Consider the following 16,425-nt stretch of genomic DNA (forward strand, 5'->3'; position numbering starts at 1 on the left):
GTCCCCGCTACCCCACATCTCCGAGTACCGCAGTGGGCCCCCCGGGCCGCCACATTACTAGCTGGGGGTCACGGAGCGGCACCCTCCGGACGCCCGCTGTGCACGCGCGGATGCGTACAGGCACACCGCGGCGGCCGTGGCGAGGTTCAGGCTCTCCGCCTTGCCGTGGATCGGGACGCGTACGACGGCGTCCGCCAGCGCCCGGGTCTCCTCCGGCAGCCCCCACGCCTCGTTGCCGAAGACCCAGGCGGTCGGGCCGCCCATGGTGCCCGCGTCCAGTTCGGCGTCCAGGTCGTCCTCGCCGGCCCCGTCGGCCGCCAGGATCCGTACGCCGGCCGCCCGCAGCCCCTGCACGGCCTGCTCGACCGGCACCCCGACGGCCACCGGCAGGTGGAACAGGGAGCCCACGGAGGCGCGTACCGACTTCGGGTTGTACAGGTCCACGGAGGCGTCGGTCAGCACCACCGCGTCGGCTCCGGCCGCGTCCGCGCAGCGCAGCACGGTACCGGCGTTGCCGGGGTCGCGGACGTGGGCGAGGACGGCGACCAGCTTCGGGCCGGCCGCCAGGATGTCCTCGAACGGCGAATCGAGGAACTGGCAGACACCGACCAGTCCCTGCGGGGTGACGGTCTGCGAGACCTCGGCGAGCACCTCGTCGCCGGCGTAGTGCACGCGCGCCCCGGCCAGCAGCGCGGCTTCGACGATGTCGGCGTACCGCTCGGCGGCCTCGACGGTGGCGAACAGCTCGATGAGGGTCGACGTACCCCCGGGGCCGCGGTGCTCGACGGCCTCGCGGACCGCCTGCGGGCCCTCGGCGATGAACCGGCGCTCCTTGGTGCGGAAGTTGCGCCGCGCCAGGCGCCTGGCGGCGGCCACCCGCGGGGATCGGGGGGAGATCGGCTCGGCGGGGTAACCCATGGTGTCTGCGGTTCTCTCTCGGGCTCGGGGGTCCGGGGCGGGCGGGGCCGGCGGGGCCGCGGCGCTCCGGCCACGGGGGCGGCCGGGCCGCCGGGATGAAAGCACACGGACCCGCAGGCGAATCGCCTGCGGGTCCGTGGGTGCCGACTGCGCGACGCGGCCGGCCAAGTCCTTAGGCAGCGGCCTTCGGGGCGTTGACGTCGGCCGGGAGGGCCTTCTGCGCGACCTCGACCAGCGCGGCGAACGCGTTGGCGTCGTTGACGGCCAGCTCCGCGAGGATCTTGCGGTCCACCTCGATGTTGGCGGCCTTGAGACCCTGGATGAGGCGGTTGTACGTCATGCCGTTCTGGCGGGCAGCGGCGTTGATGCGCTGGATCCACAGCTGACGGAAGTCGCCCTTGCGCTTCTTGCGGTCGTTGAAGTTGTAGACCAGCGAGTGGGTGACCTGCTCCTTGGCCTTGCGGTACAGGCGCGAACGCTGACCGCGGTAGCCGGAGGCCGCCTCGAGGATCGCCCGGCGCTTCTTGTGGGCGTTTACTGCCCGCTTGACGCGTGCCACTTTTTAACTCCTTGTAGCGGGGCCGTGGGTGTCTTCACACGGCCCGAATTCAGATGGGGTCCCGGTCTCGACGTACCGCTCCCGGCGAGGGGAGCGGAGTACGTCACTTGCCGAGAAGCTTCTTGATCTTCGCGGCGTCGCCGGGGGCCATCTCCGCGGTGCCGGTCAGGCGGCGGGTGACACGGGACGACTTGTGCTCGAGCAGGTGGCGCTTGCCGGCGCGCTCACGGAGCACCTTGCCGGAGCCGGTGATCTTGAAGCGCTTCTTGGAACCGCTGTGCGTCTTGTTCTTCGGCATAGCGCCGTTATCTCCTCGTCGGTGGCGCTCCCGCCGGTCCTGGGGACCGGCTGACGGGAGCGTCATGTTGTGTCGGTGATTCCGAGACGGGCTGCCTCGGGATCAGGCCTCGGCAGATGCCTCGTGGGAGGTGTCCGCCTCGTCGGAGGCGGCCTCGGCGGAGACGTCTGCCTCGTCGGCGTCGGCCTCGACGGCGGTGGCGGCTTCCTCGGAAGCCTCCTCCTCGCCGGCGGGGGCCACGCCCTGGCGCTCGGCCTTGCGGGCGGCCTGCGCCTCGCGGGCTTCGGCCATCGCCTCGGTCTTCTTCTTGTGCGGACCGAGAACCATGATCATGTTTCGGCCGTCCTGCTTCGGGTTCGACTCGATGAACCCGAGGTCCTCGACGTCCGAAGCGAGGCGCTGCAGCAGTCGGTAGCCGAGTTCCGGCCGGGACTGCTCGCGACCACGGAACATGATCGTGATCTTGACCTTGTCGCCCTGCTTGAGGAACCGAACGACGTGACCCTTCTTGGTGTCATAGTCGTGCGGGTCGATCTTCGGCCGGAGCTTCATTTCCTTGATGACCGTGTGCGCCTGGTTCTTGCGCGCCTCACGGGCCTTCATGGCCGACTCGTACTTGAACTTGCCGTAGTCCATGAGCTTGCAGACCGGCGGGCGTGCGGACGCCGCGACCTCGACCAGGTCGAGGTCGTACTCCTGCGCGAGCTCAAGCGCCTTGGCAAGCGGCACGATGCCGACCTGCTCGCCGCTGGGACCGACGAGTCGTACCTCGGGAACGCGAATCCGGTCGTTGATGCGGGGCTCGGTGCTGATGGATCCTCCTCGGTAGCACCACACGACTGCCTGGCAGACAGCCGTTGACGTTGGTGTCGTCAGACCGGCCACGGCGGGAACCAAAAAAGCCCCGCCGGGACACAGGCAGGGGCTCCAAAACAACCGGAGCACCGTCGCGTGCGAACCGCGGGGCGCAGACTCGGGCGGCTTTCCATCGTCCGTACGGAACGATGGATGCCACCAGACCGGTGACCCGCCGCCCCGAAAGGCGGTCAGGTGGGAGAATCGGAGCCTCCACTTGTGGGCCGGGGACACAGGTCTCCGGCCGGTCGTAGCCCAATATAGCATTCCGCGCCAGGGCCGCTCACCCGGAGCCGGGCGGTCCGCGGCCGGCGCGACCCGGCTTATCGTGTGGAGCATGACTGACGCGACCCCCACCCCCGCCACCGAGGACGGCTCCACGCCGGACGCTCCCGACTACGACGCCATGACCCGCGACATCGCGGACGTGCCCGCCGTCGAGGTGATCACCACGGTGGCCGTGCACCTGCTGAGCGCCGCGGCGGTCAACCTGGGCCTGGACAAGCCCGACTCCGAGCACAAGGACCTCGACGAGGCCCGCAAGCTGATCACCGCCCTCGCCGGCCTGGTCACCGCGAGCGCCACCGAGATCAGCTCCTTCCACGCGGCCCCGCTGCGCGACGGCCTCAAGTCGCTCCAGCTTGCCTTCCGCGAGGCCTCGATCGTGCCGGACGAGCCGGGCCAGGGACCGGGCGAGAAGTTCACGGGTCCGGTGTACGCGTAGGGCGCGCCCCTCACCGAACGGACCGCGAAGGGCCGGGACAGCCGCTCGGCGGCCGTCCCGGCCCTTGTGCGTACGTACGCGGCCTGGATCGACGCGGCCCTGCGGGCCGCCGGCGTCAGCGGGTGAAGAGCGGCTCCCCCGGCGGCGGCGCGGCGGCCGCCGGCAGCAGGGCAAGGTCCAGCCCGCGCACCAGCCGGCCGCGCAGCGTCTCGTCGGCCGCGAGCGCCTCGGCGACCCGGCGGGCGGCCGCCGGGCCCCCTGCGTCGGAGGCCGGCACGATCGCGAGGGTGCCGTCGGAGCCGGCGCTCCCCGGGCCGAGGTGGGCGCGCAGCACGTCGGGCTCCCCCGCCACCGCCGCCCGTACGGCCTCGCGCACGGCCGGGTCGGCCAGCGGGTCCGGGTCCGTACGGCCCTCCGCGAGGGCCAGCAGGGCCGGGCCGGTGAGCTGGTACGGAACCGGACCGGCCAGGTCGAGCACGACCGTGTCGGCCTTCTCGTGCGCGGCGGCCGCCAGGGCCTGGTGCAGCGGGACCGCCACCGGGCGGGCCGCCGGGTCCCACAGCGCCAGGGAGGCCGTGGAGGTGAAGGCCGGCAGGGCCCGGCGGTTTCCCGCGGTCAGGGTGGGGACGGCCATGTCGCTGGTCTTCTCGCGCCGCAGACCCGTCTCGGGGTCGGTCTCGGCCTCCCCGAGCACGGCGACGACGGGCACCAGCAGGCGGGCGCCCTTGAGGGCCGCCAGCACCTGCGGTTCGCGCGAGCGGTCCTGCGCCCAGGCGGCCAGGGCCGCGCTCAGCGCGGGATCGGCGGAGCCGTCGTCGTCGGAGAAACCGGGGTCGGGAATGTTCTTGTTCGCCACAGTTACCCGACCCTATCCCGCCGCGGGCCGCGCGGGCGCCGGGCCAGTACGGCGGCCACCGCGAGCAGCGCCACTCCCGCGGCGGCCGCCGCCGGGGCGCCCAGGCGCGGCCGGCGCTCGGAGCGGGCGGCCGGCTCCGGGCCGGGACCGAAGTAGGGGCGCCCGGCCGAGACCGGGGCGGGCAGGGCGGCTTCCGGGCGGAGCCCGGCCGCGCCCTGCAGCGCGGCGGCGGCGTCCACCGTTCCGTACCCGCGGGAGTCGTCGCGGCCGCCGGCCGGGGCGTCCGAGGCGGTGTCCCGCAGCAGCTTCTTGATCTGCGCCGGGGAGAGGCCCGGGTGGGCGGCCTTGACCAGGGCCACCGTGCCCGAGACGAAGGCGGCGGCGGCGCTGGTGCCCCAGCCCTCGTAGTAGCTGCGGTCGGGGTCGGCGATGACCACGTCGACGCCGGGGGCGCTGACGGTGGCGTACCAGTGGCGCGTCGAGAAGCCGGCCTTCCTGCCCCTGCGGTCGACGGCGGCCACGGCGATCACCCCGGGGTAGGCGGCCGGGAAGGAGGCGGGGTCGCCGTGCTCGCCGCCGTTGCCCGCGGAGGCGACGACGACCACGCCCCTGCCCAGGGCGTACTGGACGGCCTCGTCCTCGGCGGCTTCGTGGTGGGCGGATTCGCTGTCGTCGCCCAGCGAGAGGTTGATGACGTCCGCGCCGTGGTCGGCGGCCCAGCGGATGCCTTCGGCGAGGGCCCCCGACTTGCTGTCGCGGGCCTTGGCGCGGCCGGGATCGCTCTCCTCCAGGATGACCCGGACCGGGAGGATCCTGGCGCGCGGCGCGACGCCGAGCACGCCTTCGGCACGGTCGGGGCCGTGGCCGCGCCCGGCGATGATGGCGGCCATCGCGGTGCCGTGGCGGGCCCAGGCGCGGTCGCCGCGCCCCGCCCCCATGGCGACGAGGTCGGCACCGTCGAGGACCTGGCCGGCGAGGTCGGGGTGGGTGCCGTCGACACCGGTGTCGAGGACGGCGACCGTGACCCCCTCGCCCTGGGTGGTGCCCCAGGCCTCTTCGGCGCGCAGGGTGAGCAGTCCCCACTGGCGGTCGCGGATGGTGTCGGCGGCCGCGGGGTGGGCGGTGGCGGCGGTGAGGAGGGCGGCCAGGGCCAGGGCCGCGGCCGTACGGGGCCGGCTCATCCGGCGGGTTCCGGGTCCGTGCGGTGCCGCCCGGGCGGGGCGGCGAGGTCCTCGACGGCGCGTTCGATCCGCCCGGCGACGGCCTTGGCCTCGTGGCCGAGTCCGGCCTGGGCCGGCGCCCCGGTGGCCCCGGGGCGGGCCGCCTCCTCGGCGGGCTGGGGCGCGTCCTGGACCCGGCCGTCGGCGAAGGCGGAGACGGCGTAGACCACGGCCGGGGCCACGGGGACGACGCTCGCGGTCCAGGTGGCCCGCTGGGGGTCGGTGAAGCCGTAGGCGGAGGGGGCCGGGAGGCGCCCCCGCAGCCCGTCCATGGTGGCGGGGCCGGCGGTGGTGAAGACGAGGCCGACGCTGACCAGGGAGCTGCGGGTGGAGTCGGTGTAGGTGGCGCGCAGGACGCGGGCGCAGCCGGTGGCGGCCAGGGCGGTGCGCCAGTCGGCGCCCAGGGCGGCGGGGCCGCAGTCGGCGTCGGGGGCGAGGGCGACCCGGGTCCAGGTACGGTCGGCGCCGCCGGGACCGTCGCCGGGGCCCTCCAGCACGGGCGGCAGGAGCCGGTCGGCCGGGGCGTTGCGCCACAGCGACGCCGCCGCGCGGTAGGCGGCTTCGGCGGTTGCGGGGCGCCGGGTGGCGCGGTGGTCGTTCCAGGCGGAGGCGGCGGCCCCGGCGGTGAGGCCGGTGCCCAGCAGCGCGCAGAGCACGGCGGCGGTGACCCGGGCGGGGCTGCGGGGGCCGGTGGCCGGCGCCGTTTCGGCTCCGGTGAGGTCCGCGGGCAGCGGTGTGGACGTCGTCATCCGGCGGCTGTGCCCCCCGTTCGTCCGCTGCGGCCTTGTCCCCACTCTACGAGGTCGCGCGGGCCCGACGGGGGCGTCCCCCCGGGCGCGGGACGGCCCGACGGACCGCCGCGGACCCCTACCCACGGGTACACCCACGTGGCAGGCTGCCGCCATGACTTCCGATCGTGCCCGGTACGACGCGGCCACCGCCCATCTCGACGCACCGCTGGCGATCGTCGACCTGGAGGCGTTCGACGCCAACGCCGACGACGTGGTCCGCCGGGCCGGCGGCAAACCGGTCCGCGTGGCCAGCAAGTCCGTGCGGTGCCGGGCGCTCCTGGAACGGGTGCTGGCCCGGCCCGGGTTCGCCGGGATCATGTCGTACACGCTCGCGGAGAGCATCTGGCTGGCCCGCTCCGGGTTCGAGGACGTGCTCCTCGCCTACCCCAGTGCCGACCGCGCCGGTTTCGCCGAACTCGCCGGCGACCCGAAGCTCGCCGCCGCCGTCACCGTGATGGTCGACGACCTGGCGCAGCTGGAGCTGATCGACCGCGCGCGCGACGGCGGCGCCCAGGAGATCCGCGTCTGCCTGGAGCTGGACACCGCGCTGCACCTGCTCGGCGGCAGGATCCGCGTCGGAGCCCGCCGTTCGCCGCTGCGCGAGCCGGACCAGCTCGCCGCGCTCGCCCGCGCGGTCGGTGCCCGTCCGGGGTTCCGGGTGGTGGGGCTGATGGGCTACGAGGGCCACGTCGCCGGGGTCGGTGACCTCCTCGCGGGGCGCCCCGTGCGCTCCCGGGTGATCCGGCTGATGCAGGCCGCGGCGCGCAAGGAGCTCGCCGCCCGCCGGGCCGGGGCGGTGAGGGCGGTGCGGGCCGTGGTCCCGGACCTGGAGTTCGTCAACGGCGGTGGCACCGGCAGCGTGCAGCACACCGCCGCGGAGGAAGCAGTCACCGAGATCGCCGCCGGGTCGGGGCTGTACGTACCGCGCCTGTTCGACAACTACACCTCGTTCCGGGGCCGTCCGGCGGCCCTCTTCGCCCAGCCGGTGGTGCGCAGGCCCGGCGTCGGGGTGGTGACGGTGCTCGGCGGCGGCTACCCGGCCTCCGGCGCGGCCGGAGCGGACCGGCTGCCGGAGCCCTACCTGCCGCGGGGGCTGCGCTACGACCCGCAGGAGGGTGCCGGGGAGGTGCAGACGCCGCTGCTGGGCGGCCCGGCCGACGACCTGCTGATCGGGGACCGGGTCTGGTTCCGTCACGCGAAGGCCGGCGAGCTGTGCGAACGCTTCGACGCGCTGCACCTGGTCGAGGGCGACCGGGTGACGGCCACCGTCCCGACCTACCGGGGCGAGGGCCGCACCTTCCTGTGACCGCGGCCGGCCCCGTGACCGCCTCCCGCGGCCGGGGCCCGTGACCGCGGCAGGTGCCGGTGACCGCGGGCCGGGGCCTGCGACGGCAGCCCGGCGAATTCCGGATGACCGCGGTCCGTACCGGCACGTAACGTGCCCTCCATGGACCCGCTCACCGAACAACAGATCCGCTCGTCCTTCGTGAACTGCAGCAAGGGCGAGGCGGCCCGGCTGAGGCTGCCCCTGGACTTCGCCGAACTCCCCTGGGAAGACCTGGACTTCCTCGGGTGGGTGGATCCGGGCGCGCCGCTGCGCGCCCACATCGTGCGTCCCGGTACGGACGGTTCTCCCGTCGGCATCACCCTGCGGGTCCCGGGCGCGAACCGGGCGGGCGCCTTCAAGTCCAGCATCTGCCAGATATGCCTGACCGGGCACGCCTCCTCCGGTGTCGCCCTCCTCGTCGCGCCCCTGGCCGGGGCCCGCGGCCGGGAGGGCAACAGCGTGGGTACGTACCTCTGCGCCGACCTGGCGTGCTCCCTCTACATGCGGGGCAAGCGGCAGCCGAAGCTGCGTACCCGCGGCTACGAGGAGACGCTGTCCGTGCAGGAGCGCGTCGCGCGCGCCGAGGCCAACCTGGACGCCTTCGCCGCCAAGGTCACCGGCTGACGCCGCCGGTCAGTACACCGAGTCCGTCTGGTCCGGGACGACGCTCGCGTCGGCCCGGCGGACGGGGCTCGGGGTGCCGTCGTGGCCGACGTAGCCCGTCGTCGCGCACGGGTACGGGGTGTCCTTCTGCTTCTTCGGTTCGATGAACACCGGGTTCACGATCCACTTGCCGTCGCTGTTGTCGTAGGCGCGGCACATCAGTTCGTTCTTGTTCCGGTTCAGCACGAGCCGCAGCGCGGTCGCGTCGCGCAGGAACGACACGTCGGTGTCGGAGTCGCCCGCGGCGAAGACCTGGCGCCGGGCGGCGGGCTGGACCTTCTCGGCGGCGGCTCCCCGCACCCCGAAGACTTCCTGGTTGATCCAGCAGCGCTTGCCGTCGATGTAGGTGATCATCGTGTCCGCGCCGTCCTCCACCGACCCGCAGCCCCGCAGGCGGGAGGTGAACCTGCCGCCGGAGGTGGTGGTGTTGCGTATGCCGATGACGTGGTCCGCGCGGACTCCCACGCCCTTGGCCCAGACCTCCACGACGGGCTGGGGCGAGGCCGAGGTGATCCACACGTCGAAGCCGGCCTTCCGCAGGCCGTCGATCAGGTCCCGCTGCTGGTCGTAGTAGCGGACCCAGCCGGTGGCGGTGGCGCTGCCGACCCGCTGGGTGGCGCCGACCGGTGCGGCGAGGTTCTCGGCCCGTGCGGCGGCCGCGAACGCACGGACGTCTGCGGGGCGCCAGCCCTGCGTCAGCTGCGCCAGCCAGGCATAGGCGGGTTCGACCGTGCGGTGGTCCCAGCCGGCGAAGGCGGGGGCGCCGGCCCTGGTCGTGGCGGTGCCGTAGACGGCCATGACCTCGTCCGCGCAGGCCGTGCCCGCGGGGGTGCCGGTGGGCAGCGGGGCGCCGGGGCGGCCGAGGGGGTCGCAGGCCGCCGCGAGGGCCCCGACGGCGTCCGGGGTGAGGTAGCGGCTCGTGGCGGACCAGTCGCCGGAGGCGGGGCGGCGTATCTTGCCGTGGCGCAGCAGCCAGTACATCGTGGCGTCGCCGACGTCGTTCTTGACGACGGTGTTGTCCCAGTCGAAGACGGCGACGGGCCTGGTGCGGGCGGGGCGGTGCGGGGCGCACGTGCCGTACTGGTCGATCAGCTGCTGGAGCCGTGCCCGGTTGTCCCCGTACCACCCGGCCGCGAGCTGCGGGGTGGTGCAGTGGGTGGCGGGCACGGCCCGGGCGGCGGGCGCCGTGGCCGCGAGGGCGCCGGCGCACAGGGTGACGGCGGCCGCCACGGCCTGGAGCCGCCCGGCGCGGAGGGGTCGGGTCACGGGCCTGGACCTCCTGTTCTGCGGGGATCGTCGGGGCGGTGGAGCACGGCGGCCGGGCCGCCCTCGGCGCCCGGCCGCCGCAGGCGGCACCGGCGCTGCTACAGGGGCGTGACGTACGCGCCCGAGATACCGCCGTCCACGAGGAAGTCGGTGGCGTTGATGAAGGAGGAGTCGTCGCTGGCGAGGAAGGCGACGGCGGCGGCGATCTCGGTGGGCTCGGCGAACCGGCCGAGCGGGATGTGCACCAGGCGCCGGGCGGCCCGCTCGGGGTCCTTGGCGAACAGTTCCTGGAGCAGCGGGGTGTTGACGGGCCCCGGGCACAGGGCATTGACGCGGATGCCCTCACGGGCGAACTGCACGCCGAGTTCGCGGGACATGGCGAGTACGCCGCCCTTGGACGCGGTGTAGGAGATCTGGGAGGTGGCGGCGCCCATGACGGCCACGAAGGAGGCGGTGTTGATGATGGAGCCCCGGCCCTGGCGCTGCATGTAGGGCAGGGCGGCCTTGCAGCAGAGGTACACGGAGGTGAGGTTGACGTCCTGGACGCGCTTCCACGCCTCCAGGCCGGTGGTGAGGATGGAGTCGTCGTCCGGCGGGGAGATGCCGGCGTTGTTGAAGGCGATGTCGACGGAGCCGTAGGTGTCGAAGGCGGTCTTGAAGAGCGCTTCGACGTCCTCGGGGCTGGTGACGTCGACCTTGACGAAGGTGCCGCCGACTTCCTCGGCCGCGGCCTTGCCGGCGGTCTCGTCGATGTCGCCGCAGACGACGTGGGCGCCCTCGGAGGCCAGGCGCCGGGCGGTGGCGAGGCCGATGCCGCTGCCGGCGCCGGTGATGACGGCGGTACGGCCGACCAGGCGGCGGCAGACGATCTCTTCGTTGACTCGACTGGACATGGGTTTTCAGGCCTCCGTGCTGATGAAGACGTTCTTGGTCTCGGTGAATGCGGTGAGGGCGTCGGGTCCGAGCTCCCGGCCGAGGCCGGACTGCTTGTAGCCGCCGAAGGGGGTCCAGTAGCGGACGCTGCTGTGGGAGTTGACGGACAGGTTTCCGGCCGCGACGGCCCGCGAGACGCGCAGGGCGCGGCCGATGTCGCGGGTCCAGAGGGAGCCCGAGAGGCCGTAGTCGGTGGCGTTGGCCAGCCGTACGGCGTCCTCTTCGTCCTCGAAGGGCAGGACGACGGCCACCGGGCCGAAGACTTCCTCGACGGCGACGGGCGCGGTGGCGGCGACGCCGGTGACGAGGGTCGGCGGGTACCAGAAGCCGGGTCCCTCGGGGGCGGTGCCGCGGATGGTGGTGAGGTCGTCGGTGACGTACCCGCTGACGCGTTCGAGCTGGGTCCGTGAGATCAGCGGGCCCATCTGGGTCTTCTCGTCGGCGGGGTCTCCGACGCGAACGGCTTCGACGGCGGGGGCGACGAGTTCCAGGAACCGGTCGTAGGCGGAGCGCTGGACGAGGATGCGGGTGCGGGCGCAGCAGTCCTGGCCGGTGTTGTCCAGGAAGGCCATGGGGGCGGCGGCCGCCGCGGCCTCGATGTCGGCGTCGGCGAAGACGATGTTGGGGCTCTTGCCTCCGAGTTCGAGGGTGAGCCGCTTCACCCGCTCGGCGCATTTGGCCATGATCTGCTTGCCGACCGCGGTGGAGCCGGTGAAGACGATCTTCGCGACTCCGGGGTGTTCCACCAGCGCGTCACCGGTGACGGTGCCCGGGCCGGGCAGCACCTGGAAGAGGTGCTCGGGGATCCCGGCTTCGAGGGCGAGTGCGGCCAGGCGCAGTGCGGTGAGGGGGGTGGTCTCGGCGGGCTTGAGGATGACGGCGTTGCCCGCGGCGAGGGCGGGTGCCAGGGCCCAGCCGGCGATCGGCATGGGGAAGTTCCAGGGGGCGATCACGCCGATGACGCCGAGGGGTTCGAGGAAGGTGACGTCGATTCCGCCGGCGACGGGGATCTGGCGGCCGGAGAGCCGTTCGACTCCCCCGGCGGCGAATTCGAGGAGGTCGCGCACGTTGCCCGCTTCCCACCGGGCGTTGCCGATGGTGTGGCCGGCTTCGCGGACCTCCAGCAGGGCGAGTTCCTCGGTGTGCGCGTCCACCACCGCGGCGAAGCGGCGCAGCAGCCTGGCCCGGTCGGCGGGGGCCGCGGCCGCCCAGCCGCGCTGTGCGGCGGCGGCCCTGGCGACGGCGGCGTCGACGTCGTCCCGTGTGGCGGCCGGGACGGTGGCGACGAGTTCCTCGGTGGCCGGATTCAGCACGCGCAGAGCGGAAGGGGCCAGCACATCGGACACGTGGTTCCTCACATGTTTTCCGTAGGGGGAGTTACAGGCGTTCGAAGGAGCGGCGCAGTTCCCAGTCGGTGACCGCCGAGTCGTACGCGTCGAGTTCCACGCGGGCCATGTTGCGGTAGTGGGCGACGACCTCGGGGCCGAAGGCGGCCTTGGCGATCTCGCTGTTCTCCCAGAGTTCCGCGGCTTCGCGCAGGGTGGTGGGGACGTGCGCGTAGTCGGCGGTGTAGGCGTTGCCGGTGCAGGCCTCGGGCAGTTCGAGGCGGTTCTCGATGCCGTAGAGCCCGGCCGCGACCAGTGCGGCGACGGCGAGGTAGGGGTTCACGTCACCGCCGGGGAGGCGGTTCTCGAAGCGCATGGAGGGCCCGTGGCCGACGACGCGCAGGGCGCAGGTCCGGTTGTCCGCGCCCCAGGCCACGGCGGTGGGGGCGAAGGATCCGGGCCGGAAACGCTTGTACGAGTTGATGTTCGGGGCGTAGAGAAGGGAGAAGTCGCGCAGCGCGGCGAGCTGGCCGGCCAGGAAGTGGCGCATCACGGGGGACATGCCGTGTGCGTCGCCGTCCGCGCCCCCGGCCATCGCGTTGTGTCCGTCGGCGTCGGTGAGCGAGAGGTGGATGTGGCAGGAGTTGCCCTCGCGCTCGTCGTACTTGGCCATGAAGGTGAGCGAGACGCCCTCTTGGGCGGCGATCTCCTTGGCGCCCGTCTTGTAGACGGAGTGCTGGTCGCAGGTGGTGAGCGCCTCGTCATAGCGGAAGACGATCTCGTGCTGCCCGAGGTTGCACTCGCCCTTGGCGGACTCGACGACCAGGCCGGCGGCCTGCATCTCGTTGCGGATGCGGCGCAGCAGGGGCTCGATGCGGCCGGTGCCGAGGACCGAGTAGTCGATGTTGTACTGGTTGGCGGGGGTCAGGCCGCGGTAGCCGGAGTTCCACGCCTGTTCGTAGGTGTCCTTGAACACCATGAACTCCAGCTCGGTGCCGACCATCGCGGTGTAGCCGTGTCCGGCGAGGCGTTCCAGCTGGCGGCGCAGGATCTGGCGGGGGGCGGCGACGACGGGCGAGCCGTCGTTCCAGGCGAGGTCGGCGAGGACGAAGGCGCTGCCGGGGTTCCACGGGAGGCGGCGCAGGGTGGCGAGGTCGGCGTGCATGGCGAAGTCGCCGTAGCCGCGGTCCCAGGAGGACATCTCGTACCCGTCGACGGTGTTCATCTCGGTGTCGACGGCGAGGAGGTAGTTGCAGCCCTCGGTGCCGAGGTCGAGGACCTCGTCGAGGAAGAACCGTGCGGCGAACCGCTTGCCCTGGAGCCGCCCTTGCATGTCGGGGAAGGCCAGGACGACTGTGTCGATCTCGCCACTGGCGACCAGGGAGCGGAGCTCCTCGGGCGCGAGCGGCGGCTTGCGGTCTACCACTGGAATCTCTCCTTCGGTGAGCCGAGTGGGCCTAAGGTATTGAACAGAACCATTGCTTGGGAAGGGGTGGAGCCCAGATGACCGATACGGCGAGTGAGGGCGACGCGATCGCGCGGCTGAATCCCGTGCTGCGGCAGGTGCGGGCGGGCAACGGTTTCGAGGAGGCGCTGGAGCAGATCCTCCAGGTGGTCCGGCTGGGTCTGGTGCCGGGCGGGGAACGACTGCCGCCCGAGCGGGAGTTGGCCGAGCGGATGGGCATCAGCCGGGTCACGCTGCGCGAGGTACTGAAAGTACTCCAGGACCAGGGCCTGGTGGAGGCGCGGCGCGGCCGCTACGGCGGGACGTTCGTACGGGCGCGCCCGGACACGCCGGCCGGCGGCGCCGAGCAGGAGCTGCGGCGCCGGGTGGCGGGGGTGGACATCGAGGACGCGCTGCGGTTCCGCGAGGTACTCGAAGTGGGCGCGGCCGGCCTGTGCGCCTCGCACGGGCTCACCGAGGAGGGCACGGAGCGGCTGCTCGGCGCCCTCGCGGCCACCCACGACGCCCCGCTCCAGGAGTACCGCCGCCAGGACACCCTGTTCCACCTCACCCTGTGCGAACTGGCCGGTTCCCCCACTCTGACGGCCCAGTACGCAGCCGTCCGGGCCACCGTCAACGACCTGCTGGACTGCATCCCGCTGCTGGTGCGCAACCTCGAACACTCGCAGCAGCAGCACACCGCGCTCGTCGAGGCGGTGCTGGAGCGGGACGCCGAATCGGCCCGCGAGACGATGCGCGAGCACTGCTGCGGCACGGCCGCGCTGCTGCGGGGCTTCCTGGCGTGAGCCGTCAGGGGCGGACCCCGGCCGAGAGCGTTTCGTAACCCCCGTTTAACGCCAGGGTCTTGCGCGCTCCACCCGCATGACGCAAAGGTACGCCTCACAACCTTTGCATGCCGCATCCCCCTCACCCGTTGCACCACCTTGCCCCAGGCAGGAGCGCACATGGCCGACGACATCGAGGCCCGGCTGACCGCCGCGCCCGCAACCACCAAGGCCCCGCAGGCCCCGGACACGTACCTGGAGCGCCGCACGCTGCGCCGCGGCAGCGCCGGCTGGCTGCTGCTCACCGGCCTCGGCGTCGCCTACGTCGTCTCGGGCGACTTCTCCGGCTGGAACGTCGGTCTCGCCCAGGGCGGGTTCGGCGGTCTCGCCATCGCGACGGCCCTGATGGGCGCGATGTACGCCTGCCTGGTGTTCTCGCTCGCGGAGCTGTCGGCCATCTTGCCCACGGCGGGCGGCGGTTACGGCTTCGCCCGCCGGGCGCTGGGCACCTGGGGCGGCTTCCTCACCGGCACGGCCATCCTCATCGAGTACATCCTGGCGCCCGCCGCGATCTCCATCTTCATCGGCGACTACGTCGAGTCGCTCCACCTCCTCGGCCTGACCTCCAGCTGGCCCGTCTACCTCGCCTGCTTCGCCGTGTTCATCGGCATCCACCTGTGGGGGGTGGGCGAGGCCCTGCGCTTCTCGCTCGTCGTCACCGCCGTCGCCGTGCTCGCCCTGGTCGTCTTCGCGCTGGGCGCCTTCACCGAGTTCGACCCGTCCCGCCTCGACGACATCGCCGTCGACACCAGCGCCGCGGGCGCGAGTTCGTGGCTGCCGCTCGGCTTCCTCGGCATCTGGGCCGCGTTCCCCTTCGGGATGTGGTTCTTCCTCGGGGTGGAAGGCGTTCCGCTGGCGGCCGAGGAGGCCAAGGACCCGGTGCGCTCGATGCCCCGCGCACTGTCGATCTCGATGGGCATCCTCGTCCTGCTGGCCCTGATGACGTTCCTGGCCTCCACCGGCGCGCGCGGCGCGGACGCCATCAAGGACGCGGGCAACCCGCTGGTCGTCGCACTGGAGGGCGACCCGGGGCTGTCCTGGCTCAAGACCTTCGTCAACTACGCCGGTCTGGCCGGGCTCGTGGCCTCCTTCTTCTCGCTCATCTACGCGGGCTCCCGTCAGCTCTTCGCGCTGTCGCGGGCCGGCTACCTGCCGCGATTCCTGTCCCTCACCTCGAAGCGCAAGGCCCCCTACCTGGGCCTGCTGATCCCCGGTGCGATCGGTTTCGCCCTGGCCGCCGCCACCGGGAACGGCCCGCGCATGCTGAACATCGCGGTGTTCGGCGCGACCATCTCCTACGCCCTGATGGCCCTGTCCCACATCGTGCTGCGCCGCCGCGAGCCGGACCTGGAGCGCCCGTACCGCACGCCGGGCGGGGCCGTCACCTCCTCGGTGGCGTTCGTGCTGGCCCTGTCGGCGCTGGTCGCCACCTTCCTGGTGGACAAGGACGCGGCGTTCATCGCGCTGGCCGTCTACGCCGTCGCCCTCGCCTACTTCGCCTTCTACAGCCGCCACCGTCTCGTCGCCTCCGCACCCGAGGAGGAGTTCGCTGCGCTGGCCGAAGCCGAGGCGGAATTGACCCGCGACTGAAATCCTGACGCTGACTCGGATCCCGCCCTCCTGGAGGTAGAACCGTGCCCAGGCCGCTCATCGGCATCACCACCTATGTGGAGGAGTCCACCCGCTACGGCGTGTGGGACCTCGCCACGTCCCTCGTCCCCTCCGGGTACTACGAACTCGTCCAGGCCGCGGGCGGTACGGCCGTACTGCTGCCCCCGGACGACCCGTCCCGGGCGGGGGAGGTACTGGGCCGGGTGGACGGCCTGGTCATCGCGGGCGGCCCGGACGTGGACCCGGTGCGCTACGGCGCGGCCCGCGATCCGCGTACGGGCGCCCCCGCGACGGTCCGCGACACGTGGGAGCTCGCGCTGATCGGGGCCGCGCTGACGTCCGGCGCCCCGCTGCTCGGCATCTGCCGGGGCATGCAGGCGCTGAACGTGGCCCTGGGCGGCACGCTGATCCAGCACATCGACGGCCACGTGCACACCCCGGGCGTCACCTCCTGGCACCCGGTCCGACCGGTCCCCGGCACCCGCTACGCGGCGCTGGTCCCCGAGGAGGCGGAGGTCCCGACCTACCACCACCAGGCGGTGGACCGCCTCGGCGAGGGGCTGGTCGTGTCGGCGCACGCGCTGGACGGCACGGTCGAGGCCATCGAACTCCCGGATCCGGACCGCTGGGTGGTGGGCGTCCAGTGGCACCCGGAGCGCGACAAGGACACCCGCGTGATGGCGGCCCTGATCGACGCGGCGGCGGAGTTCAACCTCACCACCCCCGCCCCGGCGCTGACCCCGGCGACGGTGTAACCCGGGCCCGGCCCACCCCGGACCGCCGCCCGGGC

The 16,425-nt window shown here is 73.2% G+C and carries 17 protein-coding genes; 6 read left to right on the plus strand and 11 right to left on the minus strand.

Features of this window, described 5'->3' with window-relative positions; translation table 11 throughout:
* Positions 1-57: 57 nt before the first annotated feature.
* From OHA81_RS07080 to infC, 4 genes are all read right to left on the minus strand, one after another.
* Complete coding sequence (locus OHA81_RS07080) at positions 58-918, minus strand: TrmH family RNA methyltransferase (protein WP_329193826.1); 861 nt, start codon at positions 916-918, stop codon at positions 58-60.
* Positions 919-1,090: 172 nt separating this feature from the next.
* Complete coding sequence (gene rplT, locus OHA81_RS07085) at positions 1,091-1,477, minus strand: 50S ribosomal protein L20 (protein ID WP_007263143.1); 387 nt, start codon at positions 1,475-1,477, stop codon at positions 1,091-1,093.
* Between the two features lie 103 nt (positions 1,478-1,580).
* Entirely contained in the window at positions 1,581-1,775 is a 195-nt protein-coding gene (gene rpmI, locus OHA81_RS07090) for a 50S ribosomal protein L35 (protein WP_030387121.1), read from the minus strand.
* Positions 1,776-1,877: 102 nt separating this feature from the next.
* Positions 1,878-2,612, minus strand: a complete 735-nt coding sequence (gene infC, locus OHA81_RS07095) for a translation initiation factor IF-3 (protein WP_329193828.1) — start codon at positions 2,610-2,612, stop codon at positions 1,878-1,880.
* A gap of 355 nt (positions 2,613-2,967) precedes the next feature.
* Between infC and OHA81_RS07100 the strand changes: the two genes are divergently transcribed.
* Positions 2,968-3,354, plus strand: a complete 387-nt coding sequence (locus OHA81_RS07100) for a DUF1844 domain-containing protein (RefSeq protein WP_329193830.1) — start codon at positions 2,968-2,970, stop codon at positions 3,352-3,354.
* Positions 3,355-3,469: 115 nt separating this feature from the next.
* Here OHA81_RS07100 and OHA81_RS07105 read toward each other — a convergent pair whose 3' ends face one another.
* Genes OHA81_RS07105 through OHA81_RS07115 form a run of 3 tightly spaced genes read right to left on the minus strand, consistent with a single transcriptional unit; the run spans position 3,470 to position 6,179 of the window.
* On the minus strand, positions 3,470-4,210 hold the full coding sequence (locus tag OHA81_RS07105) for an SseB family protein (RefSeq protein WP_329193832.1): 741 nt from the start codon (positions 4,208-4,210) through the stop codon (positions 3,470-3,472).
* Between the two features lie 2 nt (positions 4,211-4,212).
* Complete coding sequence (gene mycP / locus OHA81_RS07110) at positions 4,213-5,391, minus strand: type VII secretion-associated serine protease mycosin (RefSeq protein ID WP_329193834.1); 1,179 nt, start codon at positions 5,389-5,391, stop codon at positions 4,213-4,215.
* Entirely contained in the window at positions 5,388-6,179 is a 792-nt protein-coding gene (locus tag OHA81_RS07115) for a hypothetical protein (protein ID WP_329193835.1), read from the minus strand. The genes mycP and OHA81_RS07115 overlap by 4 nt, the downstream gene beginning before the upstream one ends.
* Before the next feature lie 154 nt (positions 6,180-6,333).
* Here OHA81_RS07115 and OHA81_RS07120 point away from each other — a divergent pair, with 154 nt between their 5' ends.
* A complete protein-coding gene (locus OHA81_RS07120) occupies positions 6,334-7,527 on the plus strand; it encodes an amino acid deaminase/aldolase (RefSeq protein WP_329193837.1) in 1,194 nt (397 codons plus the stop codon).
* A gap of 141 nt (positions 7,528-7,668) precedes the next feature.
* The gene (locus OHA81_RS07125) at positions 7,669-8,172 is read left to right on the plus strand and encodes an FBP domain-containing protein (RefSeq protein WP_329193838.1); all 504 of its coding nucleotides are present in this window, start codon (positions 7,669-7,671) and stop codon (positions 8,170-8,172) included.
* Positions 8,173-8,181: 9 nt separating this feature from the next.
* On the opposite strand, the gene OHA81_RS07130 is transcribed toward OHA81_RS07125, so the two are convergent.
* The 4 genes from OHA81_RS07130 to OHA81_RS07145 form a co-directional block, all read right to left on the minus strand.
* The gene (locus OHA81_RS07130) at positions 8,182-9,477 is read right to left on the minus strand and encodes a haloacid dehalogenase-like hydrolase (protein WP_329193840.1); all 1,296 of its coding nucleotides are present in this window, start codon (positions 9,475-9,477) and stop codon (positions 8,182-8,184) included.
* A gap of 98 nt (positions 9,478-9,575) precedes the next feature.
* Positions 9,576-10,370 (minus strand): 3-oxoacyl-ACP reductase, encoded by a 795-nt coding sequence (locus OHA81_RS07135; protein ID WP_329193842.1) that lies wholly within the window; start codon positions 10,368-10,370, stop codon positions 9,576-9,578.
* Positions 10,371-10,376: 6 nt separating this feature from the next.
* A complete protein-coding gene (locus OHA81_RS07140) occupies positions 10,377-11,747 on the minus strand; it encodes an aldehyde dehydrogenase family protein (RefSeq protein ID WP_329202051.1) in 1,371 nt (456 codons plus the stop codon).
* 40 nt (positions 11,748-11,787) lie between these two features.
* A complete protein-coding gene (locus OHA81_RS07145) occupies positions 11,788-13,161 on the minus strand; it encodes a glutamine synthetase family protein (protein ID WP_329193844.1) in 1,374 nt (457 codons plus the stop codon).
* A gap of 77 nt (positions 13,162-13,238) precedes the next feature.
* On the opposite strand from OHA81_RS07145, the gene OHA81_RS07150 reads away from it, so the two are divergent.
* The 3 genes from OHA81_RS07150 to OHA81_RS07160 all read left to right on the plus strand — a co-directional run bounded on the left by OHA81_RS07150 (position 13,239) and on the right by OHA81_RS07160 (position 16,390).
* Positions 13,239-13,985 (plus strand): FadR/GntR family transcriptional regulator, encoded by a 747-nt coding sequence (locus OHA81_RS07150; protein WP_329193846.1) that lies wholly within the window; start codon positions 13,239-13,241, stop codon positions 13,983-13,985.
* Between the two features lie 159 nt (positions 13,986-14,144).
* Positions 14,145-15,614: an ethanolamine permease gene (eat, locus tag OHA81_RS07155; protein ID WP_329193848.1), complete on the plus strand. Its 1,470-nt coding sequence runs from the start codon at positions 14,145-14,147 to the stop codon at positions 15,612-15,614.
* A 44-nt stretch (positions 15,615-15,658) separates the two neighbouring features.
* Positions 15,659-16,390, plus strand: coding sequence for a gamma-glutamyl-gamma-aminobutyrate hydrolase family protein (locus tag OHA81_RS07160; protein WP_329193850.1), 732 nt, complete (start codon positions 15,659-15,661; stop codon positions 16,388-16,390).
* Positions 16,391-16,425: the final 35 nt, after the last annotated feature.

This window comes from Streptomyces sp. NBC_00667 (assembly GCF_036226825.1).
Lineage (GTDB): Bacteria > Actinomycetota > Actinomycetes > Streptomycetales > Streptomycetaceae > Streptomyces.